Annotated in this window: 17 protein-coding genes and 2 tRNA genes; 9 read left to right on the forward strand and 10 right to left on the reverse strand. The window is 51.0% G+C overall.

Going from position 1 to position 25,148, the window contains the following annotated elements; genetic code table 11:
- Positions 1-223: 223 nt before the first annotated feature.
- The 4 genes from topA to GGR07_RS03575 form a co-directional block, all read right to left on the reverse strand.
- Positions 224-2,569 carry a type I DNA topoisomerase gene (gene topA / locus GGR07_RS03560; protein WP_039972512.1) on the reverse strand — a complete coding sequence of 782 codons (2,346 nt, stop codon included), beginning with the start codon at positions 2,567-2,569 and terminating at the stop codon, positions 224-226.
- A 578-nt stretch (positions 2,570-3,147) separates the two neighbouring features.
- On the reverse strand, positions 3,148-4,884 hold the full coding sequence (locus GGR07_RS03565; protein WP_122056683.1) for a TonB-dependent receptor: 1,737 nt from the start codon (positions 4,882-4,884) through the stop codon (positions 3,148-3,150).
- A gap of 16 nt (positions 4,885-4,900) precedes the next feature.
- Positions 4,901-7,912, reverse strand: coding sequence for a tetratricopeptide repeat protein (locus tag GGR07_RS03570; protein WP_034542706.1), 3,012 nt, complete (start codon positions 7,910-7,912; stop codon positions 4,901-4,903).
- A gap of 118 nt (positions 7,913-8,030) precedes the next feature.
- Positions 8,031-8,567, reverse strand: a complete 537-nt coding sequence (locus GGR07_RS03575; protein ID WP_034542708.1) for an NUDIX hydrolase — start codon at positions 8,565-8,567, stop codon at positions 8,031-8,033.
- A gap of 393 nt (positions 8,568-8,960) precedes the next feature.
- Here GGR07_RS03575 and GGR07_RS03580 point away from each other — a divergent pair, with 393 nt between their 5' ends.
- The 6 genes from GGR07_RS03580 (at position 8,961) to GGR07_RS03605 (ending at position 14,088) form a co-directional block, all read left to right on the forward strand.
- A complete protein-coding gene (locus GGR07_RS03580; protein ID WP_021644888.1) occupies positions 8,961-10,085 on the forward strand; it encodes a DEAD/DEAH box helicase in 1,125 nt (374 codons plus the stop codon).
- Between the two features lie 34 nt (positions 10,086-10,119).
- On the forward strand, positions 10,120-10,566 hold the full coding sequence (locus GGR07_RS03585; protein ID WP_021644887.1) for a cold-shock protein: 447 nt from the start codon (positions 10,120-10,122) through the stop codon (positions 10,564-10,566).
- Between the two features lie 27 nt (positions 10,567-10,593).
- Positions 10,594-10,905 (forward strand): RNA recognition motif domain-containing protein, encoded by a 312-nt coding sequence (locus GGR07_RS03590; protein WP_021644886.1) that lies wholly within the window; start codon positions 10,594-10,596, stop codon positions 10,903-10,905.
- 260 nt (positions 10,906-11,165) lie between these two features.
- Entirely contained in the window at positions 11,166-11,732 is a 567-nt protein-coding gene (gene ahpC, locus GGR07_RS03595; protein ID WP_039972510.1) for an alkyl hydroperoxide reductase subunit C, read from the forward strand.
- A gap of 80 nt (positions 11,733-11,812) precedes the next feature.
- Entirely contained in the window at positions 11,813-13,426 is a 1,614-nt protein-coding gene (ahpF, locus tag GGR07_RS03600; RefSeq protein ID WP_021644884.1) for an alkyl hydroperoxide reductase subunit F, read from the forward strand.
- A 341-nt stretch (positions 13,427-13,767) separates the two neighbouring features.
- On the forward strand, positions 13,768-14,088 hold the full coding sequence (locus GGR07_RS03605) for a hypothetical protein (RefSeq protein ID WP_034542763.1): 321 nt from the start codon (positions 13,768-13,770) through the stop codon (positions 14,086-14,088).
- A 165-nt stretch (positions 14,089-14,253) separates the two neighbouring features.
- Here GGR07_RS03605 and GGR07_RS03610 read toward each other — a convergent pair whose 3' ends face one another.
- From GGR07_RS03610 to GGR07_RS03625, 4 genes are read right to left on the reverse strand one after another with little or no spacing between them, the layout of a single operon-like run.
- Complete coding sequence (locus tag GGR07_RS03610; RefSeq protein WP_021644882.1) at positions 14,254-16,674, reverse strand: ABC transporter permease; 2,421 nt, start codon at positions 16,672-16,674, stop codon at positions 14,254-14,256.
- Positions 16,671-17,381 carry an ABC transporter ATP-binding protein gene (locus GGR07_RS03615; protein ID WP_021644881.1) on the reverse strand — a complete coding sequence of 237 codons (711 nt, stop codon included), beginning with the start codon at positions 17,379-17,381 and terminating at the stop codon, positions 16,671-16,673. Before GGR07_RS03615 ends, GGR07_RS03610 begins: the two co-directional genes overlap by 4 nt.
- Positions 17,382-17,391: 10 nt before the next feature.
- On the reverse strand, positions 17,392-18,645 hold the full coding sequence (locus tag GGR07_RS03620) for an efflux RND transporter periplasmic adaptor subunit (protein WP_034542765.1): 1,254 nt from the start codon (positions 18,643-18,645) through the stop codon (positions 17,392-17,394).
- A 4-nt stretch (positions 18,646-18,649) separates the two neighbouring features.
- Positions 18,650-19,972 (reverse strand): TolC family protein, encoded by a 1,323-nt coding sequence (locus GGR07_RS03625; RefSeq protein ID WP_122056460.1) that lies wholly within the window; start codon positions 19,970-19,972, stop codon positions 18,650-18,652.
- Positions 19,973-21,493: 1,521 nt separating this feature from the next.
- Between GGR07_RS03625 and GGR07_RS03630 the strand changes: the two genes are divergently transcribed.
- From GGR07_RS03630 to GGR07_RS03640, 3 genes are read left to right on the forward strand one after another with little or no spacing between them, the layout of a single operon-like run.
- Positions 21,494-22,825 (forward strand): sigma-54-dependent transcriptional regulator, encoded by a 1,332-nt coding sequence (locus GGR07_RS03630; RefSeq protein ID WP_034542766.1) that lies wholly within the window; start codon positions 21,494-21,496, stop codon positions 22,823-22,825.
- A gap of 8 nt (positions 22,826-22,833) precedes the next feature.
- Positions 22,834-24,168 (forward strand): sensor histidine kinase, encoded by a 1,335-nt coding sequence (locus GGR07_RS03635; RefSeq protein ID WP_122056461.1) that lies wholly within the window; start codon positions 22,834-22,836, stop codon positions 24,166-24,168.
- A gap of 12 nt (positions 24,169-24,180) precedes the next feature.
- Positions 24,181-24,903, forward strand: a complete 723-nt coding sequence (locus GGR07_RS03640; protein WP_034542713.1) for a ComF family protein — start codon at positions 24,181-24,183, stop codon at positions 24,901-24,903.
- A gap of 43 nt (positions 24,904-24,946) precedes the next feature.
- On the opposite strand, the gene GGR07_RS03645 is transcribed toward GGR07_RS03640, so the two are convergent.
- Positions 24,947-25,020: transfer RNA gene (locus GGR07_RS03645), tRNA-Asn, on the reverse strand.
- Positions 25,021-25,040: 20 nt separating this feature from the next.
- Positions 25,041-25,117, reverse strand: a tRNA-Asn gene (locus tag GGR07_RS03650).
- Between the last annotated feature and the right edge of the window lie 31 nt (positions 25,118-25,148).

Genomic DNA, 25,148 nt, shown 5'->3' on the forward strand with positions numbered 1-25,148 from the left:
GCTCACCCGACAAACTAAGGGGATTAAGCATATAATTTTGGCTTTTGCATCAGGGAAGATACGTGAAGAATAGCTCGACCGTTATTGCTAATAAGGTGAAAATCAACTTTCTCGTCGGGGAAAACACATGAAGAATCCCCTTGTTTTATCACTACTCTACTGTCCCGACGCGAATGAGCGTTGCAAGTTTGCAGTAACGTAGTGATAAAGCAAGGGGATGCTCTTATTTCTTTTTGGCCGTACGTCTGGCCCGCGGAGAGGCAGATGCCTTTGCACTTTGCTGCTTGATTACCTCCATGCAGGCTTCCAGTGTCATCTCTTGGGGGACTAACTCTTTCGGAATCTTGTAGTTTTTGCCCTGATAAGCGATATAAGGCCCGTATCTTCCGTTCAGAATCTCGAGTTGGGGTTCTTGGTCGAACTGCTTGATGTGACGCTCGGCTTCCTTTGCCCGTTTTTCCAGAATGACCTGCTCCGCTTCTTCCAGAGTCACTTCCATGGGATCGAGTGTTTTGGGCAGCGAGACATACACTTTGTTGTGAAGTACGTAAGGGCCGAAGCGACCCACGCCGATAGTCACCGGCTTTCCTTCATACTCTCCCAAATGACGCGGCAACCGGAACAACTCCAACGCCTCTTCGAGCGTAAGGGTTTCTATCGACTGTCCTTTCTTCATCTGGGCAAAGCGGGGCTTTTCCTCATCCTCTGCGCTTCCTATTTGCACCATCGGCCCGAAACGTCCGATTTTCACCGATACCGTTTTGCCGGTTCCGGGCTCTTCGCCTAAGATACGTTCGCCCACCTTGTGCGCTGTCTTTATGGCCAGTGTCTTTTCCACCGAGGGGTGAAACTGGGTGTAGAAGTTCTGAAGGATAGAAGTCCATTGGGCTTCGCCTTCGGCTATCTCGTCGAATTCTTTTTCCACACTGGCGGTGAAATTGTAGTCGAGGATATCCGGGAAATACTCGGTCAGGAAGTCGTTCACCACAGTTCCGGTATCTGTGGGGAAGAGTTTCGCTTTTTCCGCGCCGGTGGTTTCCGTATGGCTGGTTTCTTTCACCCGGTTGTCTTTGAGGGTGAGCACGTAGTATTTTCGCTGTTCGCCTTCTTTGTTTCCTTTTTCCACGTACTCGCGCTGCTGGATGGTGGAGATGGTAGGGGCATAAGTAGACGGGCGGCCGATGCCCAGTTCTTCGAGCTTGCGTACAAGGCTTGCTTCCGTATATCGCGGCGGGCGTTGGGTGAAACGCTCGGTCGCTACGATGGAGCCCGGTTCAAGAGGCTGACCTTTCTTCAGTGGCGGCAGCAGGCGGCTTTCGTCTTCCTGCTCGTTTTCGTCGTCATACGATTCGCGGTATACGCGGAGGAATCCGTCGAACTTAATCACTTCTCCGGTAGCCGCAAACACCTCGCTATTGTTACTGATAGCAATGGTAGCGGTGGTCTTTTCCAGCTCCGCGTCCGCCATTTGCGAAGCGATGGTGCGCTTCCAGATCAGGTCGTAGAGTTTCTTTTCCTGCGACTTTCCGTCGATGGTCTGATTCTCCATGTATGTGGGACGGATGGCTTCGTGGGCCTCTTGCGCTCCTTTGGTTTTCGTCTGGAAATGGCGCGTGTGCACATATTTCTCTCCCATTATCCGGGCGATAGCCTCTTTGCTTCCGGCTATGGCATATTCCGACAGGTTCACGGAATCGGTACGCATGTAGGTGATCAGTCCCGACTCGTAAAGCCGCTGGGCGATGGACATGGTCTGCGCCACCGTGTAACCCAGTTTACGCGCCGCCTCTTGCTGCAAGGTAGAAGTCGTGAACGGTGCCGGAGGCGTTTTCTTCACAGGGCGGGTGGATATGTCTTCGATGGAGAATGTGGCTCCCCGGCATGCTTCGAGGAAAGCTTTGGCTTCCTGTTTTGTCTTGATACGACGTGCCAGTTCCGCTTTCATTTCTACCGTTTTGCCGTCCGTGTCGGGTACGAGGAAAGTGGCTGTGATGCGATAAGAGGCTTCCGCTTCGAAGTTCTGTATCTCACGTTCGCGTTCCACAATAAGGCGCACCGCCACCGACTGTACACGGCCTGCCGACAGCGAGGGGCGTACTTTTTTCCACAACACGGGCGAGAGCTCGAAACCTACGATGCGGTCTAATATGCGGCGTGCCTGCTGGGCATTCACCAGATTGAGGTCGATGCTGCGCGGTTGCTCGATGGCTTTGAGAATGGCTGCCTGGGTAATTTCGTGAAAGACGATTCGCTTTGTGTTTTCCGGTTTAAGCTTAAGCACTTCGTACAGATGCCACGAAATGGCTTCTCCTTCGCGGTCCTCATCGGATGCGAGCCATACGGTTTCTGCCTTCTTGGCTTCTGCTTTCAGCGTGTCTACCAAATCCTTTTTGTCCTCCGGAACTTCATAAGTCGGTTTAAAGTTCTTTTTTACGTCAATACTGAATTCTTTTTTCTTCAAATCGCGTATATGTCCGTAGCTGGAAAGCACCTTAAAGTCTTTTCCAAGAAACTTTTCAATCGTTTTGGCTTTCGCCGGAGATTCGACAATGACAAGGTTTTTCTGCATAATTCTTTCTTTTATAATAGCTTGTATTGCAATAATCGGCTGCAAAAGTAGGAAAAAAGATTCTCTTACCTTAATAAATAAGCGGAGAAACTGATTTTTTTATCAAAAAAGTTCCTTTTCAACTGTTTTTATTCCGAAAACACTTCTTGCGAAAAGCTTTTTCGGGGGAGGGAGTTGTATAAGAGGGTTGCGCTAAGACGAAGTTCATGATAAACAGTTGCAAGACTTTCTTTTAGGAAACGGTGTGAAAGTTGCAATAAGACGAAGTTCATGGTAAACAAGCAACAGGAATTTCATTAGGAGCTGTATAAGGTATAAGAGGGTTGCAATAAGGCGTGTCATGCCGGTTTATCTGCCTACCGAACCGTTCAATATATATTCGCCTCGGTGGCCATATATACTCACCGTGGTAGCCATATATATCTACCATACATGAGTATATATGCCTACCACGCTGACTATATATGTTTACCGGAGCGCTTGTATATCCCTGTTGCGGAATCAACATTCCGGTTCATCTTTCTTCGGTTTTGCGCGCGCATCAAGTGACCTCTTGTCGACTGTGGAAACCCCTGTGCTTAAAAGCGGAAGCTCAATCCTCCCAGAACGTTCAACCCTTCGGCGGAATAACCCGGATGATACTGGTATTTCTTGTTCAGCAGGTTGTGCGCCCGGGCATAAACGCTGATGCCTTTGAACAGGTTGTAGTCGGCTCCAGCATGGAGGTCGTTCACCGCCTGCATCTTCATGTAATTCTTCACCTCTTTGCGCCCGATGTGGGTATAGCCCAGCTTCAGGGTGAGGTTGGCAATGGGGCGTAACAGCGTATTGAAAGAGAGTTCTCCGGCAGGTTTCACTGCCAAAAGGTGTTCGTTCGTCCGGCATTTCCAGTTGCGGTAGGTATATCGTGCCGATACGGCAAACAGGTCTTTGTATTCGTATGTCGCCTCTCCGCCGGCATAGAAGTTGTTGGCGTCGGCCTGTCCGAAATGGAAGAAAGAAGCCTCTTCCGCACCGGTAGGGATGGTGACGGATTCGGTGAAGATTTCGTCCTTCAGCCGTTGGTAACCGCCGTACACATGGAACCATAGTCCGGGATAGGGACCGGCTTTGAATCCCAACGATCCGTTCACCTGCTCATGAGTGCCCCGAAGCTGGGCGATGCGCGGTTCGCCCGCTGCTTCCATCGATACCGGGAGTTCGCTGTACGGATTGATCTGCTCCATCCGGCGGAAATCATTGATCCGCTGTCCGCCCGTTGCCCGTGCGTACAGTACGTAGCTGTCGGCAAACACGTATTGTATATCTACGTCAGGAGCAATGCGGTACGAGCTTCCGAAACCGAAAGAGAGATCGACCTTCGCGCCCAGGTGCAGTCGCCAGTCATCCGTATCCAACTCGTATGACGGGTTTAGTTGAAGGGCGGTATACCCTTTCAGCAATGTTTCCTGCGTGTGCGGATCTTTCGTGTATCCTCCGTACCGAAAGTTGTTCAGCTCGAAACCGATACCGATGTTCCGTCGGTCGCCTATCATCCCCGTCACACCTCCCGCAAAGCGCAGGATGGTTTCTTTGATGGCATAGTCTTCATTCCCCGGCTGTTTCGGTCCGTTTTGCCGGCGTTCGTACATCAATACTCCGGCTGTGGCGTTGAAACGGAAAGGAGCGGTTTCGTCGGTGAAGCGGATACCTGTCTGCACATCCCCCGAAGTGAATTTTTGTTTGCCGTGAATGCCCCCCGGTTGGTAATTGAAATTGCTCAGTCCGAAGTTACCGTTCGCGTTCAGCTCGAACCTGTCGAACAGGTGCGTGTAATCCGCTCCCGCTCGTGTACGGTAGTAATGGGCATCCCATTTCTTCCTTTCCGGGTTCGCCTGAGACAGCTTGTCCAGTTCTCCGTTCATCCCATCCACTTGCAGCCCGATATTCAGCCGGTCCTTACCGGACAGACGGAACAGATAGTTGGCAAAAAGATCGAGATTGCCATAGTTGCCGTATCCCGCGCGCACGTATCCGGGTGTGAAAGCCGGTTGCAGCTCTTCTCCCGAATAAGGGTTCATGGAAAATCCCGGGATGGAAGTGGCGGGGAAAAGCGTGGTGGCGTATTCCGCGCTCTTCTTTCCCACCGTCGGCGCTTCTACTTTGGGAAGCACGTTCACTTTCGCGGCATCGAGTATGTCGGGATTGTATTCCTGCTCTACAACCACGGTGCGGCTCACGGTCGTATCCTTCGGTTGTACGTTCTGTGCCCGGAGGCTATGGGGCAGCAGCATGACACATGCCGCTCCTCCGAGTATATAAAGAGTTCTTTTCATCATCGTGTCGGTTCTTTTAATGGGTTAGTTTCTTCAGTCTGCTCTCGATCATTCTCCCGATGTCATCATTCCCCCGGTAGTTTTGTTGCAGGCTCAGCAAGTATTGGCGCGCGTCGACCGGCTTGCCCGTGGCGACATACACATCCGAAAGGAGTATGAAACTCCGTGCCAGCCAATAGGCGTGGGGCGTGCTTTGGTCGATGTAGTCGAGCAGCTCCTTTTCGGCGGCGGCGTATTCCTTCGCGTCGTAAAGCGATTGAGCCAACAGATATTTGGCCTCCGCGCCATACCGGTTGCGGGTGTCTTTCGCCAATTCCCTCAAGTCGTCCGTCGCTTTCTTGCCTGCTTGCCGGTTCAGGTATGCCTTTGCCCGGTAATAGAGCGCTTCGCTCTTCAATTCGGGAGTAAGTTTGGCTTCGGCGAGCAGGGCGGTAGCGGCATGAATGGTTTCCGCGTCCTCTTTCAGCAGATGCCCGCAGCGGAGGATGCCTGTCTCGGCAAGCAGGCGGCGTTCCGAAGTGCTCGCTTTTTCCTTCAGCATCTTGTAGCTCGCCAGCGCGTCTGCCATCTGCATTTGGTTGAACTGTACTTCCGCACGCGCTATGAGGGCTTCCTCAGCAAACGGGTTGTTCGGGTATTCCAGCAGTTTGCCCGAATGCAGCAACACCATGTCGTAATTCTTCTGCTCCTGTCCGATGCGGCAGAGATAATAATGGGCGTTCAGGCTGTAAGCCCCTTCGGGAAATGCTTGCAGGTATCGGTTCAGGCTGTTCTTTGCCTCTTCCGGTCTGCCACGCATATATGTCTTTTCGGCAGCGGCATACGTCAGTGAGTCTTGTTCGTTGGCATCGAAACGGATGTGTCCCGGCATTGAGTTTGCCAGCGCGGCGAATTCGTCGATACGGTTCAGGTCGACATAAATGGATTTCAGATCGCGCATCGCCATTCGTGCTTCTTCGCTTCCGGGATACTTCTCCACCACTTGCCTGTAAGCATCGATGGCTTGGCTGTAATCTCCCTTCTGGTAATACAGCAGTCCGATTTCGGCGGCAGCTTTCCGGCTCATCGGGCTTTCGGGATATTTGGCCAGCAACTCTTTGAACGACTGGATAGCTTGGTTCTGATTGTCCATCCATACATACGAGCGGCCTTTCTCGTAAAGGGCGTTTACGGCATACGGAGAAGAAGGATATTTGCCGGTGAGGCGGTTCAGCAACGTCACCTTTCCGGCATAATCTTTCTGCAACCCCGACACAAGCGCAAGCTGATAGAACGAATAATCGCCTGAGGGAGTGTTCATCTGTTCGGCTTGGGAGTAGTATTGCTTGGCCTCTTCGAAGCGGCGCACGTGCAGGTGGCAGTCGCCGAGCCGGTTGTAAGCGTCTGCCAGGGCAGTTCGGTCGTTTGCCTTATACAGCCGGACGAACCGCAGGAAATAATCTTTGGCCTCCGTGTAGGCTTTCCGGTGAAAAGCGATATAACCTAAATTATAATTGGCGAGCGCATACGTTTCGCTGTCGGTTTGCGCGGTCAGTTGCAGATAGGCGTTGAAGTCGCGGGCGGCTTCCGTCATCCGGTTGAGGCGGTAATACGACTCTCCGCACCAATAGTAAGCGTCGGCTTTTGTCTGGCGGTTATATTGTCCGAGAGCAATCGACCGGTTCAGGTACTGGAGAGCTTGTTCGAAGTCGGCATTGGCAAACGCCTGCGTTCCGAGCTGGAACAGAATCTTCTGCTTCGCTTCCAGCATGCGTGCGCTCGGACGGGCGATGCGGTCGATCGATTTCAAGGCGACTTCGTAGCTGCGTGTGTTCATATACACTTCTATCAGGTATCCGCTTACCTTTTCGGCATACGGAGATGTGGGGAAGTCGTTGAGGAACTTCTCAAACGCTGTCACCGACTCTCCGAAAGCGGAGTAGGAAGTCTCGTGCAGACACAGCGCGTAGTTGTATGCCGCCTGTTCTTTGATTTGCCGGTTGGCATCCGATGCAGCCGCCTGTTCGAATGCCATGCGGGCCTTGTTCTTTTCCGCCAGTTGCAGGTACGAAAGCCCCAGATGCAGATTGGCGTTCTGTGTCAGGGCATCATCCGTTGCGGTCGTTCTGCCCAACGCTTCCGCCGCTTTCGAGTAAACTCCCGTTTGATAGTAGGAGATGCCTAAGCGGTAAAGCGCGTCGCGACGAGGAGTGTCCGGATGTCGGTTTAAGTAAAGGCCGAACGCTTCGGTTGCCCGTTGGTATTGCCCGAGATGATAATAAGCGTCGCCCGAGATGCGGTGCATCTCGGCGGTATGCTCGTTCCGGGGATAAGCCGACAGATAATTCTGCGCCACCTTCAACGCTTTGTCGTACTCTTTTTGAATGATGTGAATCTCTGCGATGTAGTAAGGTGCGAGTGCCTTGTACTTGGCGTTGTTTTGCAGAGCGAGAAATCCGTCCAGAGCTTCCCGGTATCTTCCTTGTGTATAGCGGATATAAGAGAGGTAGTAGTTGCCGTCTTCCGAATAGCGGGAGCTTGTGCTCCGCAAGGTTTCGAACCATACGGCCGCCTCTTTCAGATTACCCGTTTTCAGCTGCCCCGTTGCCAACTGGTAGGTGCGTTCGCCTCGTTCTTCGTCGGGTAGCAGTTCGAGGCGCGTAGCATTGAAAAGCGCCAGCGACTCATCGTAGTTTCCGTTGTAAAAATAGCACGAAGCGAGCAGTCCGTAGATGCGGTTGGCATGTGGCGTGTCGGGATAGCGGTTCAGGTATTTCCTGAGAATCCCGATACGGTTTTTGTCTTGCAGTTCATAAGCCGCTGCCGCCAGCATATATTCGGCATCCTGCCGATACTCTTCCGAAGGCATCTGCTTTACAAATGCTTTCAATGCCGGCACACAGGCGGCATAGTGTTTCTCGTGAAACAAGGCTTTCCCTTCTTTATATAAATGATAAGGGGAAGTGATCTTTTCGTTTGTCTGCGCAAAGCCCGTTGCAGATACACTGAACAGGGCAGCACACACAAGCCGGATAATTTCTTTTTTCATAATCGAAGTGTTTGCACTAAATAAAACCGGATCTTCCGTCGGAAGAATCTCCGGATGGTAAATTAAGTATTCCCTGACTTAATAAAACCCAAAAAGGGGAATATGTATCGGCTATTTGTTATAAATTAACGAATAGACCGCCCGATAAGAATTTTTTAAGTCCTTTTCGTATGGAATCGAGTCCGAACTCCTCCGCCCGTATTTGCCCGATCGGGATAAAGAAAGCCTCTTCCACATCGTCCATGGCAGAGAGCCGACCGTCGCCTGCCACCTTGCAAAGGTAAAACATGTCCAGCGTGTGTACGGGAAACCCCGAATAGATATAAATATTGGGAAGCGAGAACAGGTAGGAGGCCTGTTCCACTTCGAGTCCTGTCTCTTCCCGCACCTCGCGCGCAACACCTTCTTCGCCCGTTTCATCCATATCGATGAAGCCTCCGGGAAGGTCGAGGGTTCCTTTGGCGGGTTCTTTCGCGCGCCGGCAAACCAGCAGTTCCTGCCGTTCGTTGAGAATCAGGGCTACGGTGGCGGCGGAGGGATTGAAGTAATATACGAAGCCGCATCCGGCACACTTCTTCGATTTCTCATCGTTGGTTTCGAAATCTGCGGAGCCGCATTTGGGGCAATATCCGAATTGTGAGAGAGGATGTTTCATAGTCAAGAGAACGTTTTTGTATTGACAGGACAAAAATAGGAGGAAAAGGCGACTTGCGAAAAGATATGCTTGCATATTTGGTATGTTGGGTGGAAAAACACCGGTTATTCTCATAAAATAACATAATATGGCCGGATAGTCCGATTTATTGTCTACCTTTGTGCCGTAAAACAATTGAGTTTATATTGTATCTTCCTTAGCCATGTTTCGATCTGCCGTTGTTTGGCAGCGCTTCTCATCGTCAAACCGACTTCACAATTAACTTCCTTGTTTATATAAGCCGGCAGGTTGCGAAAGTACATCATCCCATTCCGTTGTGTTCGTTTTTCGCGCTTCTCTCTTGCCTGCATCAATCTGTAAATTAAAAAGACTGTATATCGATACAGCAGCATTATGACATTTAAAGAATTAAACATACAGGAGCCTGTATTGAAGGCTCTGTCCGAAAAAGGATACGAAAAGCCGACACCTATTCAGGAACAGGCTATACCGGTTGCCCTGTCCGGTAGCGACTTGCTGGGCATCGCCCAGACAGGTACGGGTAAAACGGCGGCTTTCGCCATACCGGTCATTCAATGGCTCAACCGGAAACCCGCAACAACGGGAAAGAGAAAGATACGCGCGCTTGTTTTGACTCCTACACGCGAGCTGGCGATTCAGATAGACGAATGCTTCAGAGATTATGCCCGGCATACCGATGTGAAGCATACCGTAATATTCGGTGGCGTGAAACAGAGCGGCCAGGTAGAGAAACTGAAAGCGGGAGTCGATGTGCTGGTCGCCACTCCGGGACGCCTGCTCGACCTGATAAAGCAGAAGTATGTGACGCTCGACGCTGTGGCTCACTTTGTGCTCGATGAGGCCGACCGCATGCTCGACATGGGCTTTGTGCACGACATCAAACGCCTGATTCCCTTGCTGCCGAAGCTGCGTCAGACGCTTTTCTTCTCGGCAACCATGCCCGATGCCATCGCGAATCTTGCGGCGACGATGCTGCACCGTCCCGTAAAAGTGGAAGTAGCTCCCGTTTCGTCTACGGTGGATACCATCAGGCAGAATCTGTATTGGGTGGAGAAGCCGCAGAAGAGCAAACTTCTTGTTCATCTGTTGCAGAAAGAACAGGAAAAGACTGTGCTGGTTTTCTCGCGCACCAAGCACGGGGCGGACAAAATCGCCAGAATTCTGAAAAGAGAAGGCATCGGCTGCGAAGCCATTCACGGAAATAAAACGCAAGTGGCCAGACAGCGGGCGTTGGGCAACATCAAATCGGGAAAGACGCGCGTGATTATAGCCACCGACATTGCCGCAAGGGGAATCGATATAGCTCATCTGGAACTGGTGATAAACTACGATCTGCCCGATGTGGCGGAAACGTATGTGCACCGTATCGGCCGTACGGGTCGTGCCGGAAACAGCGGAACCGCCCTGACTTTCTGCTCGCAGGATGAGGACGCGAAACTTAAAAGCATTCAGAAGCTGATCGGGAAAAAGCTGAAGGTAGTGCCGGTATCGGCGTAATTTACGAATACATAAAACAGGAAAAGGAGAGCCAATGGCGATATCATTCAATAAAAGAGAGAAAGAAAAACTGAAACAACAGAAAAGACTGGAGAAGCAGCGACGTAAAGAAGAGCGTAAAGCCGAAGGAAGCGCTTCTTTCGAGGATATGATTGCCTACGTGGATGAAAACGGAAATATTACGAGTACGCCTCCGGACATGAGCAAGAGGCAGGAGATCGATGTGGAAGACATAGCGGTTTCTACTCCTGTCAAGGAAGAGGTGGAAGAGGAAGTGATGCAGGGGCGTGTGGAACATTTCAACTCCGGTAAAGGCTATGGTTTTATAAAAGACCTCGGCAGCACGGAGAAATACTTTTTTCACATCAGCAACGCACCGGCTTCCATCGAACAGGGAAATAGGGTTACATTCGAGCTGGGACGCGGTCAGAAGGGCATGAATGCCGTCAACATCGTTCTTGTCGACAAAGGTAACCGATAATTAATAATAAACAACAAAGAAAAAAAGATGAACATTTATGTATCAAATCTAAACTTTCGCACGGTGAGTGAAAGTTTACAGGAGTTATTTGCGCAGTATGGAGAAGTGGCTTCTGCTAACGTTATCACTGATAGAGAAACCGGCAGATCGCGCGGGTTTGGGTTTGTTGAAATGCCGGACGACGTGCAGGGCGAATCGGCAATATCCGAATTGAACGGAACCGATTTCGACGGTAAAACGATCAACGTGAACGTGGCGCGTCCCCGTACGGAAAGAAGCGGCGGAGGATATGGCTCGCGTGGCGGAAACGGCGGCGGATACAACCGCAACCGTTACTGATCTGCTACCCGCCTGGATCCGAAAGGTGTAGCCGGAGTTCGATCATAGACGGCAGACAAATGCGGATTGATACAGCATTACCCGACGATTCGCTACCGAATCGCATAAGGCTGTGTTAATCCGCGTTCTTTAATAAATCGTATCTATCGGAGGATAGATTTATTCGATTGGCTTTTTCTTCGATAAAGGTTTTCTGCTTGTTATCTTTGCATCAGGATAAAAAAATAAATGTAAGTAGAACTCTAAAAAATAAAAAGATTATGGAACCGATTTTAAACTCTTATCTCCCGGAATTCAGCGTACAGGCTTTTCATAACGGCGCTTTCAAGACAGTGACCAACAACGACCTGAAAGGCAAATGGGCCATCCTGTTCTTCTACCCTGCCGATTTCACGTTCGTATGCCCTACCGAGTTGGTGGATATGGCTGAGAAATACGAACAGTTCAAGTCGATGGGCGTAGAGGTTTACTCCGTAAGCACGGATACTCACTTTGTGCACAAGGCTTGGCACGACACTTCCGAAAGCATCCGTAAGATTCAATACCCCATGCTGGCAGACCCCACAGGTGCGCTGAGCCGTGCGTTGGGCGTGTACATCGAATCGGAGGGTATCGCTTACCGCGGCACTTTCGTTGTCAACCCCGAAGGACAGATTAAGGTGGTGGAACTGAACGACAACAACATCGGCCGCGACGCTTCCGAGCTGCTCCGCAAAGTAGAGGCTGCCCAGTTTGTGGCAAGCCACGAAGGAGAAGTTTGTCCGGCTAAATGGAAAAAAGGAGAATCTACCTTGAAGCCGAGCATCGATTTGGTTGGTAAGATTTGATAACAGGTAATCATGTAAATGTGAGAAAAGGTCGATGGCGCGAGACGCTGCCGGCCTTTTTTCGATAAAGCGCAACAGATATGTTAGATATTGCATTGAAAGAACAGTTAAAGACCATCTTCGCCGCCTTGGAGTCCGATTTCATTTTTGACATCAGGGTGTCTGCCCGGCATGAGAGCCGCGAAGAGTTGATAGAAATGATGGAGGAAGTGGCGGCTTGTTCCGAGCGGCTGAGTTGCCACGTACAGGAGTCCGACCGGCTGGAATTCGATATCTTGAAAAACGGAGAGCCTTCGGGCATCAGCTTCCGGGGCATTCCCAACGGACACGAATTCACTTCCTTGCTGCTGGCTGTCCTCAATCTGGACGGAAAGGGAAAGAACTTTCCCGATGAGGCTGTGGCGCAGCGGATAAAAGCGTTGAAGGGACCTGTAGCGCTGACGACCTACGTTTCTCTTACGTGTACCAATTGCCCCGATGTGGTGCAGGCGTTGAATCTCATGAGCGTGCTGAACCCCTCCATTTCTCATCAGATGGTAGACGGCGCTCTCTATCAGGAAGAGGTGGACGCGCTGAAGATACAGGGTGTGCCTTCGGTGTTTGCCGACGGAAAGTTGCTGCATGTAGGGCGCGGCGAGTTGGGCGAACTGCTGGCGAAGCTCGAAGAACGCTATGGAGCAGAACCGTCTCTCGCAGATACGGCAGAAAAGAGATACGACGTGATTATAGCAGGAGGCGGTCCGGCGGGGGTGTCTGCCGCCATCTATTCCGCGCGCAAGGGGTTGAAGGTGGCTATGGTTGCCGAACGCATCGGCGGTCAGGTGAAGGAAACGGTAGGCATAGAGAATCTGATTTCCGTACCCGAAACGACCGGTAGGGAATTGGCCGATAACCTGCGTACGCATTTGTCGCATTATCCGGTAGATTTGCTCGAACATCGCCGCATCGAGAGCGTGGAAACGGTGGAGCCGGAAAACCGGGCGTCTGCTTCCGCAGATAGAGCGGCAGATCAAAGTCCGCAGGCGGCGAAAGCAGACAAGCTAATTGTTACCTCAGTAGGCGAGCGGCTGCTGGCTCCTGCACTGATCATTGCCACGGGAGCGGGTTGGCGAAGGCTGAATGTGCCCGGCGAAGCGGAGTATATCGGACGGGGAGTAGCCTTCTGCCCTCATTGCGACGGGCCGTTCTATAAAGGCAAGCACGTGGCTGTGGTAGGTGGTGGGAACTCCGGAGTGGAGGCTGCCATCGACCTTGCGGGAATCTGCTCGAAGGTGACGTTGTTTGAGTTCATGGGCGAGCTGAAGGCCGACCGCGTACTTCAGGAGAAGTTGGCAACGCTGCCCAACGTAGAGGTGTTTGTCAACGTGCAGACCACGGAAGTGGTGGGCAATGGCGACAAACTCACGGCATTGCGCGTCAAAGACCGCCGCACGGACGAAGAGCGTCTGGCAGAGCTGGACGGCGTGTTCGTGCAGATCGGCCTTTCGCCCAATAGCGCCGCTTTTCGCGATGTGGTGGAAACCAATCGCATGGGAGAAATCGTGACCGATTCGCACTGCCGCACCAATGTGCCGGGCATCTATGCCGCCGGCGACGTATCGACCGTGCCCTACAAGCAAATCATCATTTCGATGGGCGAGGGAGCCAAGGCTGCGCTTTCGGCTTTCGACGACCGTATACGCGGAGTGATTTAGCCGTATGCGAAGGCGCCTCCTTTTTTCTCCTGACGTGCTTCACGATTGTTGCCCGAAAAAGGCAAATCATGCTTTCTGAGCATTCAGCTCTTTGGGCCTGTATCGGGGTGGCATGTTCTTTTTGTGCACAGATATCGTTTGCCGGCAAGCAGTGAACCGTTTTCAATTGGAGGTTCCAACGCAATTGGGCCTCGTTTGCCTGTTCAGTTCGTTTTTGTCTTAACAAATAATAAGATTTTGTGCGCAACATATTTGGGGGTAAAAAACGTTTTTTCCTACAGGGCATCTCTAAGGCTGTCCGGTTAATTTTATTATTGGTAAAATCAAAAAAAGAAAAAGGTATGAGAAAGTTTATTTTTGCTGCCGGCCTTGCGGCTGTAATGTGTTTCGGAGCAGCCAACCTTCAGGCTCAGGACGTGAAGAAGTGCGACGCAAAGAAAGAGCAGTGCGACAAAAAGGCCGACAAGTGCTGCAAGAAAGAAGTAAAGAAGAAAGACTGTGCGAAGAAGGAATGCACAAAGACGAAGGCCGAATGCACGAAAGCAACGGGCAACTGCTGCAAGAATCCGTCAGATTGCGCAAAGAAAGAGTGCACGAAGAAGGATTGCAAGAAAGAGTGTCCTAAGAATGCCGGCGCAAAGAAAAGCTGCTGCAAAAAATAAATAAAGGAGTTGCGGTAGAATTACCTTGACGGTAACCGTTGAATCGCATCTTTGGCATGGAGTGAGCCTCCCACCGAAGATGCGATTGTGATGTATATATATATACAGCGGAGCGTATATTTGACAGGTCCGGCAGTTCGGAATTTCCATTAACCGATTGGGTACTTATTCGTATTTCAGCGAGCGCGCAGGCTTGCCCGCCACTACTTTCACCACCTGGCGGAATACAGTGGCGAACGAGATGAGCAGCAAGAGCCCGATGGGCAACAAGAAAAACCAAGGTTTCATTTCCGTGCGGAACGCATAATGTTCCAGCCATGCTTCCATGCCGAACCAGGCCACCGGAAAGCCGATGCAGACAGCCGTGAGGATGGGAAAGAGAAAAGTTTCTCCCAACTGGCGGAACAATCTCCCGTGGGAAGCGCCCAGTACCTTCCTGATGCCCATCTCTTTGGTGCGGATGGTGCATGAAAACACCGCCAGTCCCCACAGTCCCAGACAGGAAACAAAGATAGCCAGGCCTGCGAAGACGACCATAATAATGCCGAAAGCCTTGTCGCTCTTGTATTGCCGGTCGTAATACCGGTCGAGAAAGAAAGAGTCGAAACTCGAATCGGCAAAATACTCTTTCCATCTCTTCTCCGTTTCCGCTACGATTGTGGCGGGATCTGCTGGATGAAAGCGGATGGAGAGGTAGCGTTGGGGCAGCCAATCTATTTTGTCTTTATGAATCAGCATGATAGGGGTGTAGCCTTTGTTCAGCGACTGTTGGTGGTAGTCTTTTATCACACCGATGATTTGCATGGGCGATTCCGCGCCTTCTACCGTTATCTCTTCTCCCAGCGCTCCGTCGTTGGTCGCAAAGCCAAGGGTGCGGACAGCCGATTCATTGACCACCAGCTTGTCGACATCGTTGCCGTATGATTCGGAAAACCCGCGCCCGGCTATCACTTCCAGTCCGTACGTGTCTATATAATCGGCGTCGCAACTGAGCATTTCGTACAGCCGGTTTTGCTTGAGCGCATCCCGGGTGCGGTGGTTGGATAGGAACGTGGCCACCTCTTCGCCTGGCACAGCGCCCGACGAAGTAACTCTGTCGACAGACTGAATCTGTTTCAGCGCTTTTCGCAAGGCTTCTATCTTTTGCGGCATCCCTTCGGAGGGAGCAGGATATTTGACTGCCAAAATGCGTTCGGTGTTCACTCCCAACGGACGGCTGCGCATAAAGCTGAGTTGCGCGAATACTACCAGTGTGCCGCACAATAGAATCATGGAAGCGGCGTATTGTACTACGACAAGAAGCTCGCGAATGCGGTTGCCCCGGCGATTGTTCAGGAATTTGCCCTTCAGCAATACGACGGGGCGATAGCGAAGCAATATCCGTGCGGGATAATAACCCGACAGGCAGATGCCGGCTGCCAAAAGAAACACGACGCCAATACCCCAATAGCCGGTGAACCAGATGCGGAAGCTTACGGTGCGCCCTACCAGATTGTTGAAAGCGGGAAGTACCGCTTCTACCAGTCCGGCTGCCAGTATCAGGGCAATCAGGTTCATGAGTAACGCTTCGAACAGAAACTGCCCGACAAGCTGTCGGGGAAAAGCGCCCGCCATTCGGCGTATGCCGACTTCCTTTGCCCGTTCCATCGACTGCGCCACCGTGAGGTTCACATAATTGATCCATGCGATGAGAAGGATGGAAATGGCTGCGAAGATGAGGGCGATAAGGATGGAGCGGTTTCCTTTCTGTTCGGCTTCATAGCCGGTCTGCGGATTCAGATGAATCTCTTTGAGCGGGGTGAGCCGTACTCCCCATGTCTTATTCCTCAATGCCTCCTCGGTCTTATATTTTTCGGCCAGTCGGGGGAATGCCTGTTCTATCTCCGCCACACGTTCCGGAGAGTCGAGCTGTACGTATGTGTATGCTTCGTGCTTGTACCAATACTCTTGTACCCATGTGGGGAGGGTTTTGTAGGAGATAAGTATGTCGTACCGGATATGCGAGTTGTGAGGCATCTCTTTCATGACTCCCGTGACTTCGCATGTCGCTCTCCCTACGTTGCTGCTGAATACCAGTATTTTCCCCACCGGGTCTTCGTCGTTGAAGTATTTGTGGGCGATATGCTCCGTTATCACTACTTGTCCGGGGCGCGACAGGCAGAACTTCCGATCGCCTCTTTCCAGCTCGAAATCGAAGATTCGGAAGAAACCCTCATCGGCATAAGCGATGCCGCTCTCACGCATCGTGAGGTCATTGCGGCTGACCAGCTGTTCGGGCTGTATGATGCTTCCTATGCGGGTATAGTCTTCTATTCCGGGCAGGTTCTCTTTCATGACCGATCCGTACCCGAACGAACTCGTTGCCCAATAGTCCGTCAGCACCCCGTTCTCACGGAAAGTGCTTTCCACCCGGTAGATGCGGGCGGCTTTCCGGTGCATCCCGTCATAGCTGAACTCGAATGCCACATAGGTAAGGATGAGCAAGGCGGAAGCCATTCCCAATGCCAGTCCGAGGATGTGTATGAAACTGAATTTTTTTCGCTTCGTCAGCCGGCGCACTGCGCTGTTCCAATAGCTCCGTATCATAACATTTCGCTTTTATCGTCCGTATCGGGACGGTGGTTGAAGTTCTCCGCGATAATCTTTCCGTCGAGCAGGCGTATGATGCGGTGCGCATACATGGCGTCACGCTGCGAGTGAGTGACGATGACGACCGTAGTGCCCCGGTTGTTAAGCGTGCGGAGCAACTCCATCACCTCCATCCCGTTGGTGGAGTCGAGATTACCCGTAGGTTCGTCGGCAAGCAGCAGCGGAGCGTTCGTCACTACGGCACGGGCGATGGCTACGCGTTGCTGCTGCCCGCCCGAAAGCTGCTGCGGCAGGTGCCCGGCACGGTGGGTCAGGCTGACTTTGTCCAATACCTCCATCACCCTTCGTTTGCGTTCTGCCGGCTTCACATGGAGATATATGAGCGGCAGTTCCACATTTTCATACACGGTCAGTTCGTCTATCAGATTGAAACTCTGGAAGATGAATCCGATGTTCCCTTTCCGCAAGGCAGTCAGTTGTTTCTCGTTCATGCCCTCCACCCGGTAGCCGTTGAATGAGTAAGAGCCCGAAGTCGGAGTATCGAGCGTGCCGAGAATGTTGAGCAGCGTCGATTTTCCGCAGCCCGACGGACCCATAATGGCAACAAACTCTCCTTGTTTTATTTCCAGGTTAATATTGTTCAATGCTTTGGTTTGCACTTCGTCTGTGGCAAAGAGCATAGAGAGATTTTCTATCTTAATCATTGGATATGTTTTAAAAAGTTAGTTTTATTTTCTCGTAATCGCCGAAAGACTCGTATCCTGAAACAATCACCTCTTCTCCTTCCTCCAGGCCCGACAAGATTTCGTAATACCGGGGATTCTGCCTGCCTGTCTTTATCTCCCGCCTGAGGGCAAATGTACCACTTTTGTCCAGAACATAAATCCAGCGTCCGCCTGTTCTTTGGAAAAAACTGCCGCGCGGCAGCAAAAGCGCTTGTGTGGGAGCGCCCAATTGCAGATTCAGGTGGTACGTTTGTCCTGCCCGTATATTCTCGGGGCGAGAGGAAGTGAAGGCGAGATCGGTTCGGAACTGTCCTGCTTTTACTTCCGGATACACTTTCGTCACTTCGAGCCTGTATGCGTTGCCGTCGCGTGTGAAATCGGCAGGCTGTCCGGCAACTACCCGCTCTACGTAATGTTCGTCGATCTGCGCCTGAATCTTCAAATCGGGAGTTATCATCTGCCCGATGTGTTCACCGGGAGCGATCGATTGCCCGATCTGTGCGTCGAGATTGCCCACCTGTCCGTCGATGGGCGCTTTCACTTTCAGATTCTCCAACCGCCGGCGAATCAGTACAAGGCTCTGCTTCATGTGACGGATGTTCTCGTCGAGGCTGCTTACTTGTGCGAGGCGGAACAGACTGTCTTGCCTGATGCGTTCGTCGAGCGTGGCAAGCTGTTGGTGTATGGCGTCGAACGCCTCGTTTGCCCGGAGATACTCTTCGCGTGCAATGAGGTCTTCATTCATTAGCTTTCGGCATTGTTCGCGCCTGCGTTTTCTCATCAGATACTCTTTCCACATGCCGATGCGCTCTTGCTTCAGGCTGAGCCGCTCCTGCTCCATGCGGATGCGGGTGTTGCGCAGTTCGTTCTCCTGATAGGCGAGATCCGCTTCGCTTTGCAGTATGCCGATGTTGAGCAACGGATTGCTTAAGCGGAGGATGACATCCCCCTGCCTGACGACGGCTCCCTCTTCGTACAGGCGTTCTTCCACTTTTCCGCCCTCGATGGCGTCCAGATAGACCATGCGGGCAGGCACCGCTTGGCCGATGACTTGGATATAATCGTTGAACTCTCCTTTCTCGACGCTTCCCACAGTGATGCGGCTGCGTTCTACGGTAAGCGAGGCCGCGCTGTCGCGGAAGAAAAGATAAAGGGCGCATCCGGCTATTGCCAGAATACTTGCTCCGCTTACGATCTTCCGGCGCGGGAAACGTTGCCGCTTACGCTCTATTTTCGTATCCATTCCGTTATTCATGATCGGTATGTATAAAAGTTCCTGTTTGATAATAAGCGATTAATCGCCTGAGCAACTCGTATTGAGCCTGTACGCGCACCTGTTCGCTGCGGGCGGACAACCACCGGCTACGGGCTTCCATCAGTTGCAGTGTAGAGGATGCTCCTTCCTCCCATTTCCTCTTCGTTGCTTGCAGCACTTGTCGCTCCGCGTCCGCCTGCAAGCAGAGTTGCCGATGCTCTTCCCAAGCCGTGCGCAAACTGTGCGACAGGCGTTCCGTCTCCGTGCGCAGCCTGAGTCGCTTCTCCGTGAGGTCATTCTGCATGCGCAGCATGTTCAACCGTTTCTTCCTGAGCCGCGTATATCGCTCCAATCCGGTGAATAGAGGAAAAGAGAAACCTATCCCGATGTAATTGCTGCGATGTTCGCGCAGCTGGCGGAGAGAATACAGCGAGTTGTAATAATCGGAGTTTAGGGAGAAGCGCGCGTACACGGCAGGCAAGAACTCTCCCCGGGTCATCGCGTAATCTTTGCGCGCGGCGCGCTCTTTTATCTCCATGCTTTTGTATTCAGGCAGCACGATCACGGCCTGCCGGTATAATGTTTCCGGATCGGTCTCTTGCAAGCGGGGAGGAAGACTGTCCGCCGCTATGGGGATAATGCCGAGCGAGTCTGTTGCCTCCATGCCCATCAACTCTTTCAGGTAAAGCAAAGAAAGCCGCCGGTTGTTCAGAGAAGCGGTGTAGCGCAAGAGGTCTCCTTGCCTCCGCGCTTCTATCTCCCGGACATCCGCGGCGGACTTCAGTCCCAGCTCGTAGTAAGCGTGCGCCTGTTTCAGGTACTGATTTCCCAACTCCAACTGTTCTTCGGCAAGCAAGTACAGCTGTTCGTTCAGTGCAGCCTTATAATAAGCCTCTGTGATTTGGATGCCCAGCTCGTTTTTTCTTGCGTCCAAATCACACTTCTTCTCTTCGCAGTTGAGGCTTCTCAACTTCAGGAGGTTGATGCGCGAGAATCCTTCGAACAGAGAAAGAGTGATTTCCAGTCCGGCTGTTCCCTGATTGTAAGCTTCGGATGTATAGCCGTTGGTACGCGGGTCGATGGAACGCCCGGTGTATCTTCCCACTTCCCCTTTCATCGATATTTGCGGGAGAAACTTCCCTATGGCCGACACATAATCGGTGCGAGCCCCTTTTGTAGCGATCTGCAGTCTTTGGATAGACAGGTTGTGCTGCCAGGCATAGCGGATGCAGTCGTCCGGTGTGGCTTGTCCCTGCAAGTTCGGGGACGTCGCCGCACCCAACCATAAACACACAATCGATAAGCATTTATTCATTATATTCCTGTTGTTTTTATTGTCATTCCGGAAAAAGAGAAGCAAGCGGTGTGCCGAAATCGTTTTCTGTTTGATAATTAGACTGTTACTATTTTGTATGGTTTGCAGAATGTCCAAATCTTAGACGCTCCGTCGTCCAGGAATGAGACGATGAGTATTAGTCGTCCTTTGTTTTCCATAAACTGCATGGGGGGATGAAACCGATTTCCTCTTTTTATGTCGCTTTCGATAGTTGCTTCAGCAGATCAATAAGCGATGGAGGAAATGCTGTTTCTTTATGCTTTTTCCAAGACAGGAGCCTGCCTTCCTGCCTTACATAATTTCGCCGGATAAAAAAGTTATCGGCTGAAAAGTTGGGGAGGGGTTACGGGAGTTCATTTATTGCTCATATTGTCATGAGTTTTCTTAATTGTTTTTTGCCGGTAAACGTCCCGTTCCGCTCTCTTCAATTTTGTTTTCGACGCCTGTTCGAACGGACCTATCGGGAAACCTGTTTACGTCTACTTTTTGCCCGAATAAGTGAAGGAAAGAGCTGACCAAGCGATTGATTTTCTTTTTATATATAAGATTATCAGTTGTTTATAAATAAATAGACGAAGCGTGGTCTGCAAAAATATTCTCTCTCGAAAACGTCAAAACGCCAAAACGCCCTTATAACTGTTTTTTTATGCAACAGTTGAATGCAGGGGGCGTTTGAAAAGTCGGATTTATGTGATCCATTGCCTCTTCTCTTTGGAACTGTTTGTTGAAAATTCGGATAAAAATGCCATAATATATTGCGCAAAAAAGCTGTTTTATTAAAAGGTGAATAATATTTACAATACAATGTTCTTTTTTATTCGCTTTCTCCCTGTTTGGACCGTCAAATCATCCGATGCTGTCGCGTCAAAAAGCCAAGTGCGAAATCTTTCTTTTATAAGGCTGATTTGTTCTGCTATTTGCTGATAATTAATTATTTATCCCTTCTTCTGAATGGAAGGTGTCATTTTAAAACAGTCATAAGGGCGTTTTGGCGTTTTGACGTTTTTAAAAACCTCGAAAACCGGCGGATTCTGACACAAGAAATGTTTTGCAAACAAGGATTGGATAGGTATATTATATTTACAAATTAGGATCATTTCAGGTTTAAAGCAAAGCTTGAAAAGCGCTTCCCTTTATTCGTGCAAACTCTATGGCTCTTTACCTTTCAAAGCCCGCCGCCTTTCATTTCAAACATCAGCGTGTTTGATTTCAAAGCCCGCCGCCTTTTTTCTAAAGCCCGCCGCCTTTGTTTCAAAGCCCGCGGCCTTTTTTTCTAAAGTCCATTGTGTCTCTTTGGGGGAGCGATTCAATGCGGATTTGTCTGTAATGCTCTGTCAATTCAGACTATTTTGTCTATTTTTGCAAAAGGCACTATGTCCGGAGTGAATATAAATTAAAATACAATCCGAAGAAGTTGGAGAAAACTGTCCAATAATTGGACGCCACTCTTGGAGAACCTTTGAAAAGCCGATATCTTTACGGCTGAAAACGCAAAAAATGATGAAAAAAGGAACCATTCTCGTCGTGGACGATAATAAAGGGGTGCTTGCTTCGCTCGAAATGCTGCTCGAAACGGAATTCAGCGATGTAAAGACAGTAGCTCATCCGGGCAGGATATTGCCTGTGCTTCAGAAAGAGCAGGTAGACGTGGTGATTCTCGATATGAACTTCTCGGCGGGTATCAACAGCGGCAACGAAGGGCTTTATTGGTTGAGCCGGATTCACGAGCAGGCGCCGGACCTTCCTGTGATTATGCTCACGGCCTACGGGGATGTGGAGCTTGCCGTAAAAGCATTGAAGAACAAAGCGGCGGATTTTTTGCTGAAACCATGGGACAATGGAATGCTGATAGAGAAAGTGAAGGAAGCTTTCGACAGCCGAAAGAGGAAAGAAGTGCCGGCGGTTTCTTCGTGTAAGTCGGAGATGATTGTCGGGAAATCTGCTGCCATGCAACAGTTGATGAAGGTAGTGCGTAAGGTGTCGGCGACCGATGCCAATGTATTGATAACCGGAGAAAACGGCACGGGAAAAGAGATGCTGGCGCGCGAAATCCATCGCCTTTCGGGACGAAGCAGGCGCGAAATGGTGACTGTGGATATGGGCGCTATCAGCGAGAGTTTATTTGAAAGCGAACTTTTCGGACATGAACGGGGCGCGTTTACCGATGCTTATGAGGCCCGTCCGGGAAAGTTCGAAGCGGCATCGGGCAGCAGCCTGTTCATGGATGAAATAGGCAATCTGTCTGCGACGGCTCAGGCTAAGTTGCTCACAGTGTTGCAAAGCCGTCGTGTGACTCGTATAGGCAGCAACAAGGCAATCCCTGTGGATATCCGTCTTCTCTCCGCCACCAATCGCCCTGTCGATGAGATGGTGCATGACGGTACGTTTCGTGAAGATTTGCTGTACCGGCTGAACACCATTCATCTGGTACTTCCCCCTTTGAGGGAGCGGGCGGAGGATATTCCTCTGTTTGCCGATTGTTTTCTGAAGCATTATTCCGCCGGATATCAACGGAAAGATTTGTCGCTGCACGAACATGCTCTCGAAAAATTATGCGCTTATCATTGGCCGGGAAATATCCGCGAACTTCAGCACACCATCGAGAAAGCTGTGATTTTGTGTGAGGACAACGTGATCCGTCCGAAAGATGTCCTCGTGAAGCAGACTTGGATTCCGCCATTGTCTGCGACAGTGCCTAATCTGGAGGAGGTGGAGCGTCGCGCCATCGAAACGGCAATCCGGCAGAACGACGGCAACCTCACCGCCACAGCCGGGCAGCTGGGTATCAGCCGGCAGACGTTGTACAACAAAATCAAACGTTTCAAACTTTAAAGCTGACGATGAAGTTCAACCGACGGGTATATGGAATGATTCTGGGGTATGTGTCGCTGATATCGGCGGCGGCCTTTTGCGGTATGTATCTGGTGTTTACGCAGCGGGCTATAATAATAGGTATTCTCCTGATCGTCTCTTCTTTGTTCTTGGCGGCTGCTTTGGTGCGCCGGCTGAATGCGTTTCAGATGAAGCTGAAGCTGTTTTTCGACGCCATAGAAGATAAAGAATATACGCTTTGTTTCGACGGATCTTCTTCTGATGCCGATATGAATGAGCTTTGCCGTTCTCTGAATCGTGTCAACGACTTGCTGGGCAGCATGAAGAAACAAGTGCGGCAACAGGAGCGGTTTTACTTTTCTCTTTTTGAGGAACTCCCCGACGGGGCTTTGGCTTGGAACGGAGAGGGAAAGATTATTCTGGCGAACACCTCCGCGCTTCGTTTGCTGGGCATAGAGCAGCTGGTGTTTTTTCATCAGCTGGAACGTCTTTACCCGGAATTGGGCAAGTATGTGAGGCAGAAGGATAAGAAGTTGCGCTCTTGCCTGCTGACATCCGTTCACCACAGGCAGCTCTCTCTTTCGTTGAACACAATGATGCTGGAGCAGGAGGTTGTTACCCTATTGTCGATCAAAGATATCAGCCGCCAGCTGAGCGATAAGGAGAGCGACTCGTGGAATAAGCTGACCCGTGTGCTTACGCATGAGATTATGAACGCCATAGCTCCCGTCGTGTCCTTGTCGCAGACGCTCACTTCGCGTCCGGGCGTGGATGAAAAAACCATGCGGGGACTTTCTGTTATCCGTGAGCAAAGCGAGCGGTTGCTGGAATTTACCTCTTCTTACCGAAAGTTTTCCTGTTTGCCCGCACCCCGGAAAGAACGCTTTTCGCTTACCGGCTTGTTGCGCGAGCTGTCGTATCTGTTGCAACCCGATTTTGAAAGACAGCAGATTCGCTTCACCCTAAACGCTTCGTCCGAAGTCTTCGTATCGGGCGATAAGAAACAATTGTCGCAGGTTTTTCTGAACTTGTTGAAAAACAGCGTTCAGGCACTCTCCGGACACAATGCGGGAGAGATACTCGTGCGTATCGACGGTACGGATCCGCTTCTTATCTCTTTTACAGACAACGGGCCGGGCATTCCGGATGAAATACGGGAGAAGATATTCGTTCCATTTTTCTCTACGAAGAAGGAGGGAATGGGAATCGGGCTTAGTCTGTGTCGTGAAATAATCCAAAGGCATGAAGGCGCTTTCTATTTGTCGGAAAGCCGTCCGGGGCGCACTACTTTTACGGTGGAATATAAGCCGGAAGTCGATGAATCGGAAAATGACAGAAAATAAGAAATCGCAGGCATGAATGCTATGATAACATGTACGTCCGTCATCAAAAAGTGGCTTGCAGCTTTTGTGAGCCTTTTGTTTCCCCGCTGCTGCGTGGTATGCGGCGGTCCGTTGGCGCAGGGCGAAGCGTGCATTTGCACGATGTGCAACATCAATCTGCCCCGCACGGGCTATCATCTTCGTAAAGACAATCCGGCAGAACGGCTTTTCTGGGGAAAGATACCGGTGGAGCGGGCTTCCTCTTTCTTTTTCTACCGCAAAGGGAGCGACTACCGGCACATTCTGCATCGTCTGAAGTATCGCGGAGAGAAAGAGACAGGCGAAGCGATGGGGCGTTGCATGGCGTCCGAACTGCTAAGCTCCGGCTTCTTCTCGGGAATAGATGTGATAGTTCCGGTGCCGCTTCATCGGAAGAGGCATCGGGCGCGAGGATACAACCAGAGCGAATGGATAGCGCGCGGCGTATCCGGTGTGACGGGCCTGCCTGTCGAAACGGATTCGGTGGTGCGCTGCAAGCATACGGCAACGCAGGTCGGCAAATCGGTTTTCGCACGTTGGGAGAATGTGGATGGGATTTTCAGTGTCGTTCGTCCCGGGCGTTTTGCAGGAAAGCATGTGCTGATTATAGACGATGTACTGACCACCGGCGCTACCACGGCAGCGTGTGCCTGTTCGCTGGTTGAAGCGGGGAATGTTCGCGTGAGTATCTTGACGCTGGCTGTGGCGGCAGAATGAAAAGGCAATAAAAAAGGCCCGCTTTGTAAGCGAACCTTTTTTGCTCTTCCTCTTGGACTTGAACCAAGGACCCTCTGATTAACAGTCAGATGCTCTAACCGACTGAGCTAAGGAAGAATGTTGCAATTGAATCCGTTTGGCTCTTCCTCTTGGACTTGAACCAAGGACCCTCTGATTAACAGTCAGATGCTCTAACCGACTGAGCTAAGGAAGAATGTTTTTCTCAATTGCGCTGCAAAAGTAAT

Origin of the sequence: Bacteroides pyogenes (assembly GCF_014196225.1) — a bacterium.
GTDB lineage: Bacteria > Bacteroidota > Bacteroidia > Bacteroidales > Bacteroidaceae > Bacteroides > Bacteroides pyogenes_A.